The 16,781-nt window shown below is 58.2% G+C and carries 17 protein-coding genes; 4 read left to right on the plus strand and 13 right to left on the minus strand.

Going from position 1 to position 16,781, the window contains the following annotated elements; genetic code table 11:
* Positions 1 to 80 precede the first annotated feature (80 nt).
* The 6 genes from msrQ to KRR23_RS16580 form a co-directional block, all read right to left on the minus strand.
* Entirely contained in the window at positions 81 to 701 is a 621-nt protein-coding gene (msrQ, locus tag KRR23_RS16555) for a protein-methionine-sulfoxide reductase heme-binding subunit MsrQ (RefSeq protein ID WP_216743388.1), read from the minus strand.
* Positions 701 to 1,714 carry a protein-methionine-sulfoxide reductase catalytic subunit MsrP gene (msrP, locus tag KRR23_RS16560; protein ID WP_216743389.1) on the minus strand — a complete coding sequence of 338 codons (1,014 nt, stop codon included), beginning with the start codon at positions 1,712 to 1,714 and terminating at the stop codon, positions 701 to 703. Before msrP ends, msrQ begins: the two co-directional genes overlap by 1 nt.
* A 63-nt stretch (positions 1,715 to 1,777) precedes the next feature.
* A complete protein-coding gene (gene pssA / locus KRR23_RS16565) occupies positions 1,778 to 2,635 on the minus strand; it encodes a CDP-diacylglycerol--serine O-phosphatidyltransferase (protein WP_054595577.1) in 858 nt (285 codons plus the stop codon).
* A 144-nt stretch (positions 2,636 to 2,779) separates the two neighbouring features.
* Complete coding sequence (gene ilvC, locus KRR23_RS16570; protein ID WP_003185459.1) at positions 2,780 to 3,796, minus strand: ketol-acid reductoisomerase; 1,017 nt, start codon at positions 3,794 to 3,796, stop codon at positions 2,780 to 2,782.
* A gap of 48 nt (positions 3,797 to 3,844) precedes the next feature.
* Positions 3,845 to 4,336, minus strand: a complete 492-nt coding sequence (gene ilvN / locus KRR23_RS16575) for an acetolactate synthase small subunit (protein ID WP_046815662.1) — start codon at positions 4,334 to 4,336, stop codon at positions 3,845 to 3,847.
* A 2-nt stretch (positions 4,337 to 4,338) separates the two neighbouring features.
* Positions 4,339 to 6,063 carry an acetolactate synthase 3 large subunit gene (locus KRR23_RS16580; protein ID WP_103320126.1) on the minus strand — a complete coding sequence of 575 codons (1,725 nt, stop codon included), beginning with the start codon at positions 6,061 to 6,063 and terminating at the stop codon, positions 4,339 to 4,341.
* Positions 6,064 to 6,462: 399 nt separating this feature from the next.
* Between KRR23_RS16580 and KRR23_RS16585 the strand changes: the two genes are divergently transcribed.
* Positions 6,463 to 6,885, plus strand: a complete 423-nt coding sequence (locus tag KRR23_RS16585; RefSeq protein ID WP_216743390.1) for a DUF4124 domain-containing protein — start codon at positions 6,463 to 6,465, stop codon at positions 6,883 to 6,885.
* Between the two features lie 22 nt (positions 6,886 to 6,907).
* Here the strand turns inward: KRR23_RS16585 and KRR23_RS16590 are convergent, their stop codons facing one another.
* The 3 genes from KRR23_RS16590 to mrcB are packed head-to-tail and all read right to left on the minus strand — an operon-like array spanning position 6,908 to position 10,342.
* A complete protein-coding gene (locus KRR23_RS16590) occupies positions 6,908 to 7,243 on the minus strand; it encodes a YqcC family protein (protein WP_216743391.1) in 336 nt (111 codons plus the stop codon).
* Positions 7,243 to 8,001 carry a tetratricopeptide repeat protein gene (locus KRR23_RS16595; RefSeq protein WP_216743392.1) on the minus strand — a complete coding sequence of 253 codons (759 nt, stop codon included), beginning with the start codon at positions 7,999 to 8,001 and terminating at the stop codon, positions 7,243 to 7,245. The genes KRR23_RS16590 and KRR23_RS16595 overlap by 1 nt, the downstream gene beginning before the upstream one ends.
* A 16-nt stretch (positions 8,002 to 8,017) precedes the next feature.
* On the minus strand, positions 8,018 to 10,342 hold the full coding sequence (gene mrcB / locus KRR23_RS16600; RefSeq protein ID WP_216743393.1) for a penicillin-binding protein 1B: 2,325 nt from the start codon (positions 10,340 to 10,342) through the stop codon (positions 8,018 to 8,020).
* Between the two features lie 117 nt (positions 10,343 to 10,459).
* Here mrcB and KRR23_RS16605 point away from each other — a divergent pair, with 117 nt between their 5' ends.
* The 3 genes from KRR23_RS16605 (at position 10,460) to KRR23_RS16615 (ending at position 12,949) form a co-directional block, all read left to right on the plus strand.
* Entirely contained in the window at positions 10,460 to 12,016 is a 1,557-nt protein-coding gene (locus KRR23_RS16605) for a bifunctional aminoglycoside phosphotransferase/ATP-binding protein (RefSeq protein ID WP_216743394.1), read from the plus strand.
* A gap of 91 nt (positions 12,017 to 12,107) precedes the next feature.
* Complete coding sequence (locus tag KRR23_RS16610; protein ID WP_054595571.1) at positions 12,108 to 12,452, plus strand: pentapeptide repeat-containing protein; 345 nt, start codon at positions 12,108 to 12,110, stop codon at positions 12,450 to 12,452.
* 224 nt (positions 12,453 to 12,676) lie between these two features.
* On the plus strand, positions 12,677 to 12,949 hold the full coding sequence (locus tag KRR23_RS16615; RefSeq protein ID WP_019691679.1) for a TfoX/Sxy family protein: 273 nt from the start codon (positions 12,677 to 12,679) through the stop codon (positions 12,947 to 12,949).
* A 256-nt stretch (positions 12,950 to 13,205) separates the two neighbouring features.
* Here KRR23_RS16615 and KRR23_RS16620 read toward each other — a convergent pair whose 3' ends face one another.
* Genes KRR23_RS16620 through KRR23_RS16635 form a run of 4 tightly spaced genes read right to left on the minus strand, consistent with a single transcriptional unit; the run spans position 13,206 to position 16,755 of the window.
* On the minus strand, positions 13,206 to 14,057 hold the full coding sequence (locus KRR23_RS16620; protein WP_216743395.1) for a ChaN family lipoprotein: 852 nt from the start codon (positions 14,055 to 14,057) through the stop codon (positions 13,206 to 13,208).
* 9 nt (positions 14,058 to 14,066) lie between these two features.
* Positions 14,067 to 14,834 (minus strand): heme ABC transporter ATP-binding protein, encoded by a 768-nt coding sequence (locus KRR23_RS16625; RefSeq protein WP_216743396.1) that lies wholly within the window; start codon positions 14,832 to 14,834, stop codon positions 14,067 to 14,069.
* Positions 14,834 to 15,817 (minus strand): iron ABC transporter permease, encoded by a 984-nt coding sequence (locus tag KRR23_RS16630; RefSeq protein WP_216743544.1) that lies wholly within the window; start codon positions 15,815 to 15,817, stop codon positions 14,834 to 14,836. The genes KRR23_RS16625 and KRR23_RS16630 overlap by 1 nt, the downstream gene beginning before the upstream one ends.
* Positions 15,818 to 15,867: 50 nt before the next feature.
* The gene (locus KRR23_RS16635) at positions 15,868 to 16,755 is read right to left on the minus strand and encodes a hemin ABC transporter substrate-binding protein (RefSeq protein WP_216743397.1); all 888 of its coding nucleotides are present in this window, start codon (positions 16,753 to 16,755) and stop codon (positions 15,868 to 15,870) included.
* Positions 16,756 to 16,781 lie beyond the last annotated feature (26 nt).

A 16,781-nucleotide genomic window follows, 5' to 3' on the forward strand; every position in this document is an offset into this window, starting at 1 on the left:
TTTACCAAGGAGTTTTCCGTTTCGACTGCGCCGGAAGTGGGGCGAATTATAGACTTCCAGAATCTGCCGTCAAGGGTTAATTACGCTTTTGTTGCAGAAGGTGCTTTTCTGGTCATCAATCGAGGGATTCGGCGCATTACGGAGGGTGCTCGCAGCACTAACAGCAGTGCGCCTATAGATGCATAGATCACCCACTCCTTTAGATCCGCCCGAACTATCCAAAGCATATGCAGCAATCCAAGACCCTGGACCACATAGACCAGGCGATGCAACTTCTTCCAGCGGACACCTAATCGTCGCTGACTATAACGATTGGACGTTATCGCCAGCGCCAGCAAACAAAGGAACCCCAGACTGCCAATAATAATGTACGGCCGCTTGCTCAGCTCTACCCCCAGTTGAGACCAATCAAGACCGAGGATAAAAACCAGGTAGGCACTCAGATGCAGAACAACATAAGCAAAGCACCACAAACCGAGCTGTCGTCGAACAACAATCCAGCCTGCCCACCCTGTCAGCCTCTGCAGAGGCGTCATGCTTAAAGTGGTCAACAGCAGGATCAGCGCTCCCAAGCCCAATCGATCAACCAGCACCTTTCCCGGATCCGGCCCCAAAGCAAAGCTCCAGGCCTCATACAGCCAGAGTAACGGCCACACCGCCGCAACTATAAAGACGCTAATGCGCCACACTGGAAAACGCATCAGTAATTCTTCCGCAGATCGAGGCCTGTATAGAGAGAAGCGACTTCATCCGCATAGCCATTGAACATCTGTGTGTCACGCACATTAGGCTTGAACAACCCGCTCGGCAGGCGCCGCTCCCTGGCCTGAGTCCAACGCGGATGATCAACCGCCGGGTTCACGTTCGCGTAAAAGCCATACTCATCGGATGCAATGCTCTGCCAAGTGGTTTTCGGTTGCTCGCTGACCAGACTGATACGTACGATGGATTTGACGCTCTTGAACCCGTATTTCCAAGGCACCACCAAGCGCAACGGAGCGCCGTTCTGGTTGGGCAGCTCACGGCCATACATGCCGACCGCAAGAATCGCCAACGGATTCATCGCCTCATCCAGACGCAGCCCTTCTACATAAGGCCAGTCGATCAAGGCAAAACCAGAACGCTGCCCCGGCATGGTCTTGGGGTCCTGCAAGGTTTCAAAACGAATGTACTTTGCCTTGGAGGTCGGTTCGACCTCACGGAGCAACGCCGAGACGGGAAAGCCGATCCACGGAATCACCATCGACCAGGCTTCTACACAGCGCAGACGATAGATGCGCTCCTCCAACTGATACGGCTTCATGAAGTCCTCCAGCGCATAACGCCCTGGCTTACCCACCTCGCCATCGACAACTACAGACCACGGCTCGGTTTTCAGCGCGCCAGCGTTCTGCGCGGGATCGCCCTTGTCAGTACCGAACTCATAGAAGTTGTTGTAGTGAGTCGCGTCCTTGAATGGCGTGATCGCCTCATCCTTGACGGTCACCGCCCCCCATTTGGTTGCAGGGAGTTTTTCGGAAAACCAGGAAGGTGCCTTGCCCGACTCGACATCCGCGTACCGAGCCGCGCTGTCAGCGCTGGCCCAACGCGGCAGGCCGCTGACCGCCATACTGGCGATCGCCCCACCAAGCACACTGCGACGAGAGAGATAGAGAGACTCAGGCGTGACGTCCGACTCATGACAGTCGAACGACTTGGGAAACTTGAATAACATGGCAACTCCGCAGAATTGGAGGACAGATGCACCAATAGACTGCGGAGTATGGGGGAAATTACATCACTCGGCGTTTTTGTGCCGACGAAGATGCAACAGGTACTGCACCGGGCCAGAAGCTGCATAGGCGAGAAAAACCAGCAGCAGAATGCGTGGCGGATCGCTGAAGACCACTGCAAACACTAGCACCACCGCCAGGATCGCCACGAAAGGTACACGCCCCTTCAGGTCCAGTTCCTTGAAGCTGTTGTACTTGATATTGCTGACCATCAGCATCCCGGCGGCTGCAACCATCAGCGCAACCAGGAAGGACATCTTGGAGCCCTGAATCCCATAATCGCTGAATGCCCAGACAATACCTGCAACCACACCCGCCGCTGCCGGACTGGCCAGACCGATGAAGTAGCGCTTGTCTGCAGTGCCGACCTGAGTATTGAAGCGCGCCAGACGCAATGCCGCGCCCGCAACATAGATGAAGGCAACCATCCAGCCAACCTTGCCCATATCCCCCAACGCCCAGCCAAATGCCAGCAATGCCGGCGCAACACCAAAGGCGACCATGTCCGACAGTGAGTCGTACTCGGCACCGAAGGCGCTTTGGGTATTGGTCATGCGCGCTACCCGGCCATCAAGGCCGTCGAGGACCATGGCGACGAAAATCGCGATCGCCGCAAAAGCAAAGTACTTGCTCGCGCTTGCAGCATCACCGGCACTCAACGCGCTCTGCGCACTCATCGAGTTGATGATGGAATAGAACCCTGCGAACAGGTTCGCAGTGGTGAACAGATTCGGCAGAAGATAGATACCACGATGCCGGACTTTACGGCCTTCAGCGTCATGCCCTTCTTCGACATGCTCATCGATGGGTAGCAGGCTTTCGGCGTCAGAGGCCTGGTTTGGCTCTTCGGGACGTTCGCTCATGGACATTACCTTGCAACGGTGTGGAAAGTTTCGACAGGTGCCTGCGACAACGGTTCGGCCGCAAACGATGCAGCTTTATACCAGAACCGACCACTCAAACGAAAAAACGCGGCCTAAGCCGCGTTTTCTGTACAAACTCGTGACTTAGTTTTTGGCTTTGTCGACGATTTTGTTGGCGCCGATCCACGGCATCATCGAGCGCAGTTGCTCGCCGATGATCTCGATGCCGTGTGCAGCGTTGTTACGACGCTTGGCGGTCATCGAAGGATAGCCGGTAGCGCCTTCGCTGATGAACATCTTGGCGTATTCGCCGTCCTGAATACGTTTCAGGGCATTACGCATGGCCTGACGGGATTCAGCGTTGATGACTTCAGGGCCGGTAACGTACTCGCCGTACTCAGCGTTGTTGGAGATCGAGTAGTTCATGTTGGCGATACCGCCTTCATACATGAGGTCAACGATCAGCTTCAGTTCGTGCAGGCATTCGAAGTAGGCCATTTCTGGCGCGTAGCCAGCTTCAACCAGGGTTTCGAAACCGGCTTTGACCAGCTCAACGGTACCGCCGCACAGAACCGCTTGCTCGCCGAAAAGGTCGGTTTCGGTCTCGTCCTTGAAGGTGGTTTCGATGATGCCGGTACGACCACCGCCAACGCCAGCAGCGTAGGACAGTGCAACGTTTTTGGCGTTGCCGGAAGCATCCTGATAGATAGCGATCAGATCAGGGATACCGCCGCCTTTTACGAACTCGGAACGCACGGTGTGGCCCGGAGCCTTCGGCGCGATCATGATCACGTCGAGGTCAGCGCGCGGCACAACCTGGTTGTAGTGGATCGCGAAGCCGTGGGAGAAGGCCAGGGTGGCGCCTTTCTTGATGTTCGGCTCGATTTCGTTCTTGTACAGGGCAGACTGGAACTCGTCCGGGGTCAGGATCATGACCAGGTCGGCTGCTGCAACAGCGGAGGCAACGTCAGTCACTTTCAGGCCGTGAGCTTCGGCTTTGGCAACAGTGGCCGAACCTTTACGCAGACCGACAGTAACGTCAACGCCGGAGTCTTTCAGGTTGCACGCTTGAGCGTGGCCCTGGGAACCGTAACCGATGATGGCAACTTTCTTGCCCTGGATGATCGACAGGTCACAGTCTTTATCGTAGAAAACTTTCATGAATTTCCCCTATATATCCAGGCCGTTCAGGCCATTCGCTAATTTGGTTTAGATGCTGAGTACTTTGTCGCCACGGGCAATCCCGGTGACGCCACTGCGTACGGTTTCCAGAATCGAGGCAGTGCCGATCGACTGAATGAAACTGTCGAGCTTATCGCTGGTACCGGTCAATTGAACGGTATACACGCTGGCACTGACATCGACGATCTGTCCACGATAAATATCGGTAGTGCGTTTGATCTCGGCGCGCTGGGCGCCGGTGGCCTTGACTTTGACCAGCATCAGTTCGCGCTCGATGTGAGCGCTTTCCGACAGGTCGACCAGCTTGACCACTTCGATCAGCTTGTTCAGGTTCTTGGTGATCTGCTCAATCACTTCATCGTGGCCGACAGTGGTCAACGTCAGACGCGACAATGTCGAGTCTTCGGTAGGTGCCACGGTCAGGCTCTCGATGTTGTAGTTGCGCTGCGAGAACAGGCCGACTACACGAGACAGAGCGCCCGGTTCGTTTTCCAGAAGCAAGGAAATAATATGCCGCATGATTACGTACGCTCCGTCTTGCTCAGCCACATATCGCGCATGGAGCCGTCTTTGATCTGCATCGGATAGACGTGCTCGCTGGTATCGACCGAAATATCGAGCACCACCAAGCGATCTTTCATGGCGAACGCTTCCTCCATCTTCGACTTCAAATCCTTCGAGTCGGTGATGCGCACGCCTACGTGACCATAGGCCTCTGCCAGCTTGACGAAGTCAGGCAGCGATTCCATGTAGGAGTGCGAGTGACGGCTGCCGTAACTCATGTCCTGCCACTGGCGAACCATACCCAGAACACCGTTGTTCAGGATGACGATTTTTACCGGCAAACCGTATTGCAGGCAGGTGGACAGTTCCTGAATGTTCATCTGGATACTACCCTCGCCCGTCACGCAGGCGACGTCGGCATCCGGGAAGCTCAACTTGATGCCCATCGCCGCCGGGAAACCGAAGCCCATGGTGCCCAGGCCACCGGAGTTGATCCAGCGGTTCGGCTTATTGAACTTGTAGTACTGCGCCGCGAACATTTGGTGCTGGCCCACGTCGGAGGTCACAAAGGCATCGCCCTTGGTCACTTCGCAGAGGGTTTCGATCACGGTTTGCGGCTTGATAACGCTACCGTCGCCCTTTTCATACGGGAACAGGCCACGATCACCACGCCACTCGTCAACTTGCTTCCACCAGCTGGCAACAGACTCCTTGTTCGGGGTCTCGCCGATTTCCTTGAGGATCGCGACCATTTCGGTCAGGACGCTCTCAACCGGGCCAACGATAGGCACGTCTGCCTTGATGGTCTTGGAAATCGAAGCCGGATCGATGTCGATGTGAATGATCTTGGCGTTCGGACAGAACTTGGCCGGGCCGTTGATCACGCGGTCATCGAAACGCGCGCCGACAGCGAGAATCACGTCAGCATGGTGCATGGCCAGGTTGGCGGTGTAGCTACCGTGCATGCCGAGCATGCCGATGAACTGACGGTCGGTGCCAGGGTAGCCACCCAGGCCCATCAGGGTGTTGGTCACTGGCAAGTTGAGCATTTGCGCCAACTCGGTCAGCGGCGCGGAGCCACCGCCGAGGATCACGCCGCCGCCCGAGTACAGCACGGGACGCTTGGCTGCCAGAAGCATTTCTGCTGCCTTGCGGATTTGCCCGGAGTGACCACGAACCGCCGGGCTGTAGGAACGCAGCTTGGCTTTTTTCGGGAAGACGTATTCGAATTTTTCGGCCGGGTTGGTCATGTCTTTCGGGATATCGACAACGACAGGACCGGGACGACCGGATTGCGCCAGGTAGAACGCTTTCTTCATGACTTCCGGGATTTCCGACGCGTGCTTGATCATGAAGCTGTGTTTCACGATCGGCCGGGAGATACCGATCATGTCGGTTTCCTGGAACGCATCGGTGCCTACCATGGTGCTAGGCACCTGGCCGGAAATGATCACCATCGGGATGGAGTCCATGTAGGCCGTGGCAATACCGGTGATGGCGTTGGTTGCGCCCGGCCCGGAGGTCACCAGTACTACACCGGCTTTACCGGTAGCACGGGCGTAGCCGTCAGCCATATGGGTCGCAGCCTGTTCGTGACGAACCAGGATGTGGGTCACTTCCGGTTCTTTGAACAGGGCATCGTATACATGAAGGAGAGCACCACCCGGGTACCCGTAGATATATTTGACGCCTTCGTCACGCAAAAAGCGGACGAGCATCTCACCGCCAGATAAAAGCTCCACGTTGTTCACCTCTAAAACGCCAGAATACCGCCCACATAAGGGGACGGGTCTTAATAGGTTTACTTCTCGGCAGAGCATGAGCGACGGTGGTCGCCGACTACGTCAGCACTGACTGAGCAAGTATTGGGATCGTCCCAAGTGTTGCGGGGCTTTCCCACCCAGCGCGAGGTAACGCGTTGCGGGTGTAACAGGTCGGCGCGGATATGCGCCTCATGATCTGCCGAGTGGGTCTGCTTCTGGCAGTCCCTCTACAGCGGACTTTGGATTCTTCTGTTTCGCCCTCTGCAAGTCAAGTCGTCAATGTGCTTTATTCGAACTAAGCGCATGAGAACGCAAGAAAAAACCTATAAACAGCAGGTGTGTTAGCTTCAATTGCGCAACCCACGACAAGGAAACGGCATGCGAACGTTGATCTTCACGGCCAGTCTGCTGATTGGCCTGAGCCCTTTGTGCATGGCCAGTCCGATCTACACATGGATTGATGGCCAGGGCGTTACCCATTTCGATGCACAGCCGCCTCAAGGGCAGGAAGCCACCACCGTAGTGAAACCCGCCCTGCCCGCTGGCAAACCGACCACCCCACCGCGCAACAGCGCGATAGGCGATCAACAGGCCATCGATAGCACAGTGAAAAAGCAGGTCGCAGAGCAGAAAGCCCAGCTCAAGACGTTCTGCGAACAGGCACGAACGAACCTGGCTCAACTGCAGAACAATCCGAGGTTACGTGAGGAAGTCGACGGTGAGATGCGTCGCCTGACGGACCAACAGCGTCAGGAACGCATCACCGAAACACAAAAACAGATCAAGGATAACTGCCAGTAGTTAGGTACTGGCAGTTTCCGGCTTAGCGGGAGGCAGTGATGAGCTGATCGAACTCTTTGAGCAAGGCTTGCAGTTGCCGATCCTTGCCTTGGACATTGCGCGCAGCGAAGACCATCTCGGCCATTTCCTGAATGCCCGAGGCATTCGGCAGCGGCAGGTTGTTCTCAAGGATGGTCTTCATGCGTGGCAGGAAGATCCATTGCAGCCACTGCTCGAAATCCAGCGTATCGACGGAAAATGGTTCGACACTGGCAAGCGCCTCTGCGCTTGGCGAGACCTCGTCCCACCAGCCCTGAAGACGCAACTCACGCTCGATCAGCAGCAGCTGTTCAGCGATCTTCGGAAAACGGACATCCATCAGAGCGAAACCTTGGCCTTTTGACGAGCCTGCGCTGCGCCTGCAGAGTCGCCCTGCCTCTCACGCGCCTGGGCGATCAGCTCCCACAGGCTTGCCTGCAGATCCGGACGTCCATTGGCAAACGTCAAACCGCGGCGAGCGAACTGCTCGGCTTGCGCTGCATCACCTTGGGCCAAGCGCACCTGCGCCAGACGATAAAGCACTTGCGGCTCACGCGGAGCAACCCGCTGGGCACGCTCGAGGCTGGAAGACGCACCATTGAGATCGCCGCTCGCCTGTTGCTGCTGCGCGGTGGTCAGTAAGGCCAGTACCGGACCGTCAAGCTGCTCGTCGGCAGACAAACCGCCGCCGCTGCTCGCAGGAGGAATCCCGCTCGGCGTCGATGGCATGCTGTAGTTACCCTGATTGATTGGTGCCGACTGCATCGGTCCGCTGTCATACGTCCCCGGAGTAATCGGACCGGAACTGGTCGGGCCAGGACTGATCGGCTGCGTGCTGATTGGCGTCGACGTCGTCGCGCCACCGCCCGGGATCATCACCACTACGCCAGTGTCACCCTGCGGGATCGCCTGAGTCTGGGCTTGTGCCGGACGCTTCACGGTCGTTTTGCGGAAGCCGCCATTGGCAGAGATCCGCTCACTGTTGGACACCGCCGTACCGGAGTCGACCACTGGAATCGAGCCGTGCTGCACACTGGAGCAGCCGCTGAGCAAAGCCAGGGCTGTCACCGTAACCGCTGGAATAAACCACTTGTTCACTTAAATCCCTCTTCGCTTAATTCATCCAGCCCTTGACCCAATCCATCACCGATTCGCCAGGCGAGGGGCCTGAACCACCGCACGCAGCGCCAGGAGGCGGTTCGCTGCCGCGAATATACGGCATCTGCACCGCGCCTGGGCAGTTGGCTTCAGAACCCTGCCCGGTGCGCGAATCGACCCAGGCTTGAACGATATTATCCGGCTGCGGCATATCCAGCGGCAACGGGTCGGCCTTGCGCATGAAACTGGTCCAGACTTGCAGCGCGCCCGTGGCACCGGTGAACGGCGTCTTGCCGTTGTCATCGCGACCCAGCCAGACCACTGCCAGCAGATCCTGGCTGAAACCGGCGAACCAGCTGTCTCGCGAGTCGTTACTGGTACCGGTTTTACCCGCCAGCGTCAGCGTCTTGGGCAGCACGTTGTAAACCGAGCTGCCGGTACCTTCACGCATCACACGCTGCATGGCGTTCTGGATCAGGTAGATGGAAGCCGGATCGAAACGCTGTTGAATCTGGAACGGATAACGCTTGAGCGGCTGACCTTCGGCAGTCAGTACGCTGCGAATCCCGCGCATCGGCGTGTTGAAACCACCGTTGGCCAGCGTCTGGTACATGGTTGCCACTTCAATCGGCGTCATGCCACCCGCTCCCAGCAACATCGACGGGAAGGCCGGAAACTCGCGAGTGATGCCCAGACGCCCAAGGGTTTTCAGGACGTTCGGCACACCGACTTCCAAGCCCAGACGCGCAGTCGACAGGTTGTAGGAGTGCGCCAGCCCCTGGTACAGGAAAACCGTACCGTGGGAGCGACGATCATAGTTCTGCGGTTTCCAGACCTGACCATCTGCGCCTTTGACCGAGAAGGACTCATCGGACAGCCAACTGGTCAAGGTGTACTGGCTCGGCTTTTCAAGCGCGGTCAGGTATACCGCCGGCTTGATCAGGGAACCGATTGGCCGCACGGCATCCAGCGCCCGGTTGAAGCCGGCGAAGCTGGCCTGGCGACTACCGATCATCGCCTGGACTTCACCGGTTTCAGGGTTGGTCACGACCATCGCCGCTTCAACGTCTTCCGAACCTTTGCGACCTGCAAGGCGCTTGAAGGTATCGTTGACCGAGGCTTCGGCCTTCATCTGCAGGATCGGATCGAAACTGGTGAAGATCCGCAGACCTTCTTCGGTCAAGTCTTCGTCGCGGTAGTCTTCGCGCAGCTGACGCTTGACCAGATCGAGGAAGCCCGGGAACGAACTGTCGGCCAGACTGCCGCGCTTGGTCACACCCAGCGGCATTTTCTTCGCCGCAGCGACTTGCTCGGCGGTAGCGACCCCTTGCTGCTCCAGCAAATCGAGCACCAGATTGCGTCGCTCAAGCGCGCGCTCCGGGTAGCGACGCGGGTTGTAATAGGACGGCCCTTTGACCATACCTACCAGCAACGCGACTTGATGCAACTTGAGTTCGGACAGCGGCTGGCTGAAGAAGAACTGACTGGCCAGACCAAAACCGTGCACGGCGCGCTGACCGTCCTGACCGATGAACACTTCATTGAGATAAGCCTCAAGAATGTCCGGCTTGCTGTAGTGCAACTCAAGCAGCATCGCCATCATCGCTTCGGTCAGCTTACGGCTCAGGCTGCGCTCGTTGGTCAGGTAGAAGTTCTTGACCAGTTGCTGCGTCAACGTACTACCGCCCTGACGCATTTGCCCAGCCGACGTGTTGACCCAAACAGCCCGCATGATCGACTTCGGCGACACACCGAAGTGGTGATAGAAGTCGCGGTCTTCCACCGCCACCAGAGTATCGAGCAAATAGGGTGGCACTTGATCGATCTTGATCAGGATGCGGTCTTCGAGGTTTTTCGGGTAAAGGCCACCGATCAACAGCGGTTCGAGGCGCACCACCGACAGTTTTGAACCGTTGGTCGACGACAGCTCGGCGACGTAGTCGCCCGAGAAGCGCACACGTACCGGTTGAGCCTGCTCCAGGCCCTCATAGAACTGGAACCCACGGGTGTTCAAATCGACGGTATTGCCGTTGACCGATGCCGCGCCAGGTCCATTGGCCACACTTTCGCGGCGATAACCCAAGGCATCAAGCTCGGTGAGAAAGTCATCCTTGCTCAGTTTCTGTCCGACGAACAGTTCGAGCGGGCGCGCATAAACCTTGGCCGGAATGGTCCAGCGCTTGCCGGAGAACTTCTCCTGGACCACGGCATCAAGGTAAACCGCGAAGCCTGCCAGCACTACGAGGCCGACCAGACTGAGCTTGAGCGCCCAGCCTAACCAGGGGCGCAGGCCGCTAGAAGGAGGTTTTTTAGGGGTACGAGGGGATCGGGTACGAGTCATGGCGGCGGATTATACGCACTTTATTCCCGATCAACATGAGCCCAGCGAGGTTTGCGTTAACCCGGTTAGCCGCCATAATGTTGCCCTTGTATTTTTCCAGACTCTGAAGGATCACCTGTGAGCCAGTCCTTGATCGCTGCCCTGCAAAACCCGGCCCTCTACCCGCATCCTGTAGAGGGATTCCAGGTCATCGAGACGCACATCTCATGGGTGCTGCTCACTGGCCCCTATGCATATAAAGTGAAGAAGCCGGTCAATTTCGGCTTCCTCGACTTCACCAGTCTCGAGTCACGCGAACATTTCTGCAGCGAAGAACTGCGTCTGAACCAGCGTCTGACCAACGATTTGTACCTTGAAGTGCTGCCGATCACCGGCAGCATTGAAGCGCCGCAATTGGGCGGCACCGGTCCAGTGCTCGATTACGCGCTGAAAATGCGCCAGTTCCCGCAAAGCCAGTTGCTCAGTAACCTGCAGGCCAATGGCGAACTGACGACTGCGCACATCGACGAGATGGCCACGCAGATCGCCCGGTTCCACCTGAGCACCCCGAAGGTTCCGGTAGCTCATGAAGCTGGCACGCCTGAAAGCGTCATGGCACCGGTGCGGCAGAACTTCGAACAAATCCGCCCGTTCCTCAGCGAAAAAGCCGACCTGCTGCAACTCGACGCCCTGCAAGCCTGGGCCGAAAGCAGTTTCGAACGCCTGAAACCACTGCTGGTACAACGTAAGGCCGAAGGTTTCATCCGCGAATGCCACGGTGATATCCATTTGGGCAACGTCACCGTGATCGACGGCAACGTGGTGATTTTCGACTGCATCGAATTCAACGAGCCGTTCCGCTTCACCGACGTCTATGCCGACACCGGTTTCCTGGCGATGGACCTTGAAGACCGTGGCCTGAAAAGCCTGGCTCGGCGCTTCATGAGCCAATACCTGGAGCTGACCGGCGACTATCAGGGCCTTGAGCTGCTGAACTTCTATAAAGCCTACCGCGCACTGGTTCGCGCCAAAGTCGCCCTGTTCAGCATGCCCGCCGAGGCCGATCCGGTGCAGCGCGCCACCACCCTGCGCCAGTACCGCAACTACGCCAACCTGGCGGAAAGTTACAGCACCATTCCATCGCGCTTCATGGCAATCACCCACGGTGTTTCTGCCGTAGGTAAAAGCCACGTAGCCATGCGACTGGTAGAAGCACTGGGCGCGATTCGCCTGCGCTCCGATGTCGAGCGCAAGCGCCTGTTCGGCGAACAGCACGTACCGAACGATCTGCAAGCCGGTATCTACAGCGCCGACGCCAGTGCCACCACCTATTCCCGCCTGCATGAAATCGCTGGCGTGATTCTGCGCGCCGGTTTCCCGGTGGTCATTGACGCGACTTACCTCAAGCATGAACAACGCGATAACGCGGCAAAAATTGCCGAAGCGACCGGCGCGCCATTCCTGATCCTCGATTGCAACGCACCACAAGCCGTGATCGAGAGCTGGCTCGCACAGCGTCAGGCAGACAAAAACGATCCATCTGACGCCAATCTGGCTGTTATCGCAGCTCAACAAGCCAGCCGCGAGCCGCTGACTCCGGCAGAAATTCTCTGCAGCAAACGCGTTCAGACCAATGAAAGCGGGACCCTCGACACCGTGGTCGCGCAGATTCGTCAGCGTCTGCCGGGGCTGTAAGAAACTATTTCAGGCGTGAAGCCCTAACCGGCTTCACGCACTCAAAATAGTGGCACTATACTGGCGTCATAAAACCAACAGGTGACACCTTATGAGCCAGCCGAAACTTCTCGACACCCCGCTATATGCCCTGCTGCACAAAGACGACATCGAAGGCTTCAATCGCGAAAGGCCCAAGTCCGGGCCTATCGATATGGTGGGCGGCGACTTTCGTGGCCTCGACCTGCGCGAACTGAACGCCGAAGGTATTGATTTCAGCGATGCCTATTTCCGCTCTGCCGACCTGCGCGGCATTGATTTTCGTGATGCCTCCCTCGAAGGTGCGAGCTTGGCCCACGCACAAATCTCCGGCGCTTACTTTCCCTCCGAGCTGAGCGCTGACGAAATTCTCATGTCGATGAATTTCGGCACTCGCCTGCGCTACCGCACCCGCTAACACCTGCCGTCACCTGAAGTCCGGTGCCCCTGCTGCGCGCCGGACTGCATGCCTGATCTCCCAAGTCCTTTCCTGCCGCTGCTACCGCCCTTTCCAGAACTATCTGGTAGAACGCCTTAGAAGCTTTTGCGTTCAAACTGACCAAACAACCACGCTTTTCCTACTGACCGCTACACTCCTGTGAGGCTTGCCCACGCACTCTTCGGCTGTCGCAAGGAGGCTTGATGAATGATGAACTGCAACACCTGAAAAACCTTGGCAAGACATCGGCGCAATGGCTGCATGCCGTGGGCATCCACAGCGCCTCGGACTTGCGCCGCCTGGGCGCGGTAGATGCTTATCGTGCGGTACGCACTCGCGGGTTTCGCGCCTCGAAGGTGTTGTTGTATGCGATTGAGGGGGCGCTGATGGACGTGCACTGGAACGATATCCCCGCCGATCGCAAGGAAGCACTCAATAAACAGCTTGAAGCCATTTCGTCACGTCACAAGGTCTAAAGCCCAGCATTTACAGGCAATCCAAACAAGTGTTTAGCAAAAGAGCAAAGAACTCGGAAAACAGCGATTGACTTAGAAATGAGAATCGTTATGATTATCGCAACTGATCGCGAGATCAGCTGATCTTCTGAAAGACCATTGGTTCGGACTCTCAGATTATCTCCTCATCAGGCTAATCACGGTTATTTGACCCGGCTCTTGCCGGGTCTTTTTTTTGCCTGTCGAAAAGTGCTTCGCGAGATATGCCGACTGCTTGTTACTGACGCATTTGCGCGCAATAGTCCTGCACGGGTCGGGCGGCCGTGTACCAGACGTAATCCGCCGATGCCGACGAGACCACAGCTCCCTTCTCAGCCAGCATCACCACCACGGGCGCCGAATGCTCACCAAGATCCTGCACATGCAGCGGTACGCCAATGTCCAGCCGCGCGTGATAAGCGCCGGCAAACAACAATGCCGGCGCGGGCGCTGCCAGCAGTTGTTCAGCCATTTGCCGATCACGTTGTTGCTGAACCGCCAGCATGGCCGGCATCCGGCTTTCGGGTAACAACCCGCAATGAGACTCACGGATTTGCGCCAGCAGCTCATTCCTGACCGCTGGCGCATTCGACCGGGTTCCGCTTACGGCCGGCGCTTGCTTGTACATACGCCGAACGTCAGTCGAGTCCAGATTCGCCGCCAATAACGGATAGGGCTGAGCCAGGGCATAGCGCACAATCGGCCCATACAGATTCCAGTCCCAACCCGATTGCCAGGCCAACGCCGCCAGCAAATCGGCGGGCCAGCGAGCGGTGTCCAACGCATGGATTTCATCGACACGTGCCTGCTGATCCGGCGTCAGCATTTCCAGCAGCACGCTGCCCTGAGTCCGGCGCTGGGACAGTGCCTGCAATAACCACAGCTGTGCGTGATGATGATCGGGATTGTCATGCTGCTCGCCAACGATCAGCTGTGGCGCCCCGGCCAACCGCTCGACCAGCGCTTGCGCGCTCAGACGCTGACCGCTATGCAGATCGCGAATCACCCCAGCCGGCTGATCCACGGCACTGGGTGCCATGTTTTGGCATGACACCAGTAACAACAGCGCCAGAATCAATATCCCACGCATGAGCTCACCTCAACGGGCGATGATCAGCGGATGCCCGCGCTCCGGGTGCGGCTGCACCAACACATCCAGCCCGAACACGGCTTTGAGCGGCTCCGGCCGCAACACCTGCTGCGGTGTGTCCAACGCATGCGGACGGCCACTTTCGAGCAACAGAATGCGATCACAGTAACGCGCCGCCAGATTCAGGTCATGCAGAATCACCAGCACCGCCGCTCCGCGATCAGCAAATTCCCGAATCGCCTGCAAGGTAGTGTGCTGATGCAGTGGATCGAGCATCGACGTCGGCTCGTCGAGCAGCAAGGTTTGCCCAGCCTCCCCCGGCCAAAGCTGCGCCAGCACCCGCGCCAGATGCACACGCTGGCGTTCACCGCCGGACAGGGCGAGGTAGCTGCGGCCACTCAAATGCCCGACATCGGCGGCCTGCAAGGCAGCGGCGACAATCTCGTCATCGCGCACCCGGCCTGTTTGATGCGGTAAACGGCCCATGCCGACCACTTCCTCGACGCGGAACGCAAAATCCAGGGTCGAGGTCTGCGGCAATACCGCCAGGCGTTGCGCCCGCTGCGCACCATCCCATTGGCCTAACTCGCGCTGATCGAGCCAGACACGGCCGTGATCAGGACGCAATTCGCCACATAACGCGCCGAGCAAGGTGCTTTTGCCTGCGCCGTTGGGGCCCAGCACTCCGAGGACTTCGCCCGGCTTGAGCTCAAGATCGATATCGGCCAGGACGATTTTCTTGCCGCGGCAGATCTGCAGATTTTCCACTCGCAGCATCAGGCGCGACCTCGTAGCAGCAAATACAGAAAAAACGGTGCGCCGATAAACGCGGTGACGATGCCAATCGGCAACTCCGCCGGGGCCAGCGCCAAGCGCGCCACCAGATCGGCAAACAGCAACAGGCTGGCGCCTGCCAGGACTGAGGCCGGTAACAGCACACGATGATCGGGCCCCGCCAACAGTCGCACCAGATGCGGCACCACCAGCCCGACAAAACCGATCATCCCCGCCGCCGCAACAGCCGCGCCGACGCCCAGCGCCGTGCAGAACACCAGCTCACGCTTGAGCCCTTCGACGTTGATCCCCAAATGACTGGCCTCGGACTCACCGAGTAATAGCGCGTTCAACGCCTTGGCCCGGCGCGGCAACCACAGCGCTACCGCGGCGCTCACCAACAACAATGGCCAGAGTCGCGCATAGCTGGCGCCATTCAGGCTGCCCAGGTTCCAGAAAGTCAGCGTACGCAAGGTCGCGTCGTCCGCCAGATAGGTGAACAAACCCACCGCCGAACTGGCCAGTGCCGTCAGGGCGATGCCTGCCAGCAACATGGTTGCCACGTTGGTCTGGCCATTACGCCGACCAAGACGGTAAACCAGCGCCGTCACCCCGAGCCCACCCAGAAACGCACACAGCGATAACAGGTAAGGACCGATCGCCTCAGGCAAGCCGCCAAACATCGAGCCGCCGACAATCGCAATCGCCGCGCCCAAGGCTGCACCACTGGAAACGCCGACCAACCCCGGATCCGCCAGCGGATTGCGGAACAAACCCTGCATCGCCACGCCAGACAACGCCAGCACCCCACCCACTGCCAGACCGAGCAAGGTACGCGGCAAGCGAATCTGCCCCAGAATCAGTTCGGCCTGCTCCAATCCCTCGGCAGGAACCGGCAGACCGATCATCCGCATTGCGGCGCGCAACGTATCGAGCAGCGGCAAGCTGACCGGGCCCAGAGCCAATGACAACCAGATCGCTAACAAACACAGCAGGCTCAGCCCGATGAACAACGAACGAGGTTTGACCAGAGTACTCATGGGGCGATGGTTGCCTTGGCCGATTCAGCGGGATAGAACCCGGCGGACAACTTCACCAGGCTCAAAGGCAAGCGCGGTCCCAAGCCGCCAACCAACAGCGTCGGGTCCAGCTCGAACACCCGCCCGGCCTTGACCGCCGGCGTCGACGCGAGAATCGGGTTTTCCTTGAACAACGCGGCACGCGCAGCGTCACCGGTCAGCGCCCGGTCGGCGAACACCAACACGTCTGGCGTCAGGCCCGCGAGGGACTCTACGGAAAAAGGCTTGTAACCGGTATGGGTCGCCAGGTTATGCCCACCCGCCTGTTGCAACAGCCAATCGGCTGCAGTGTCCTTGCCGGCGATCAGCGGCTTGCCGCCAGCGTGCCCCAGCAACAGCAACACGCCCGGCGCTTTTTGTTTGGACTGAGCCTGGCTGACCCAGGCTTTCTGCTGCTCAAGTTGCTGTTGATAACTATGGAACAACGCCGTGGCCTGCGGCTCGCTACCGAGCAATTTACCCAGGTGCTGCAAGTTGCCTTGCAGGGTTGGCAAGTCAGGTTGTGCAGAGAACAACTCAACCTGCACCCCGGCACCGCGAATCTGCGACAACACTGGCGGCGGGCCCATTTCTTCGGTGCCAATGAGAAGCTGCGGACGCAAACTCAGGATGCCCTCTGCCGACAATTGCCGCTGATAACCGATACTCGGCAAGGCCTTGAGCGATTCGGGATGCTGGCTGGTGCTGTCAACGCCGACCAGTTTCGACTCGCCGCCCAACGCACTCACCCACTCCGACAAAGCCCCGCCGGCACTGACCCAGCGTTGCGGCAATTCGGTCGCTTGAGCCCCATGGTTGACCAAAAGTCCGACACAGAGCGCAATAGCGCTGGTACTCAGGCGCATAACAGGGTTTCCTTTGTGGAGTTTTC

Origin of the sequence: Pseudomonas sp. CVAP#3, assembly GCF_018986375.1 — a bacterium.
Lineage (GTDB): Bacteria > Pseudomonadota > Gammaproteobacteria > Pseudomonadales > Pseudomonadaceae > Aquipseudomonas > Aquipseudomonas helvetica.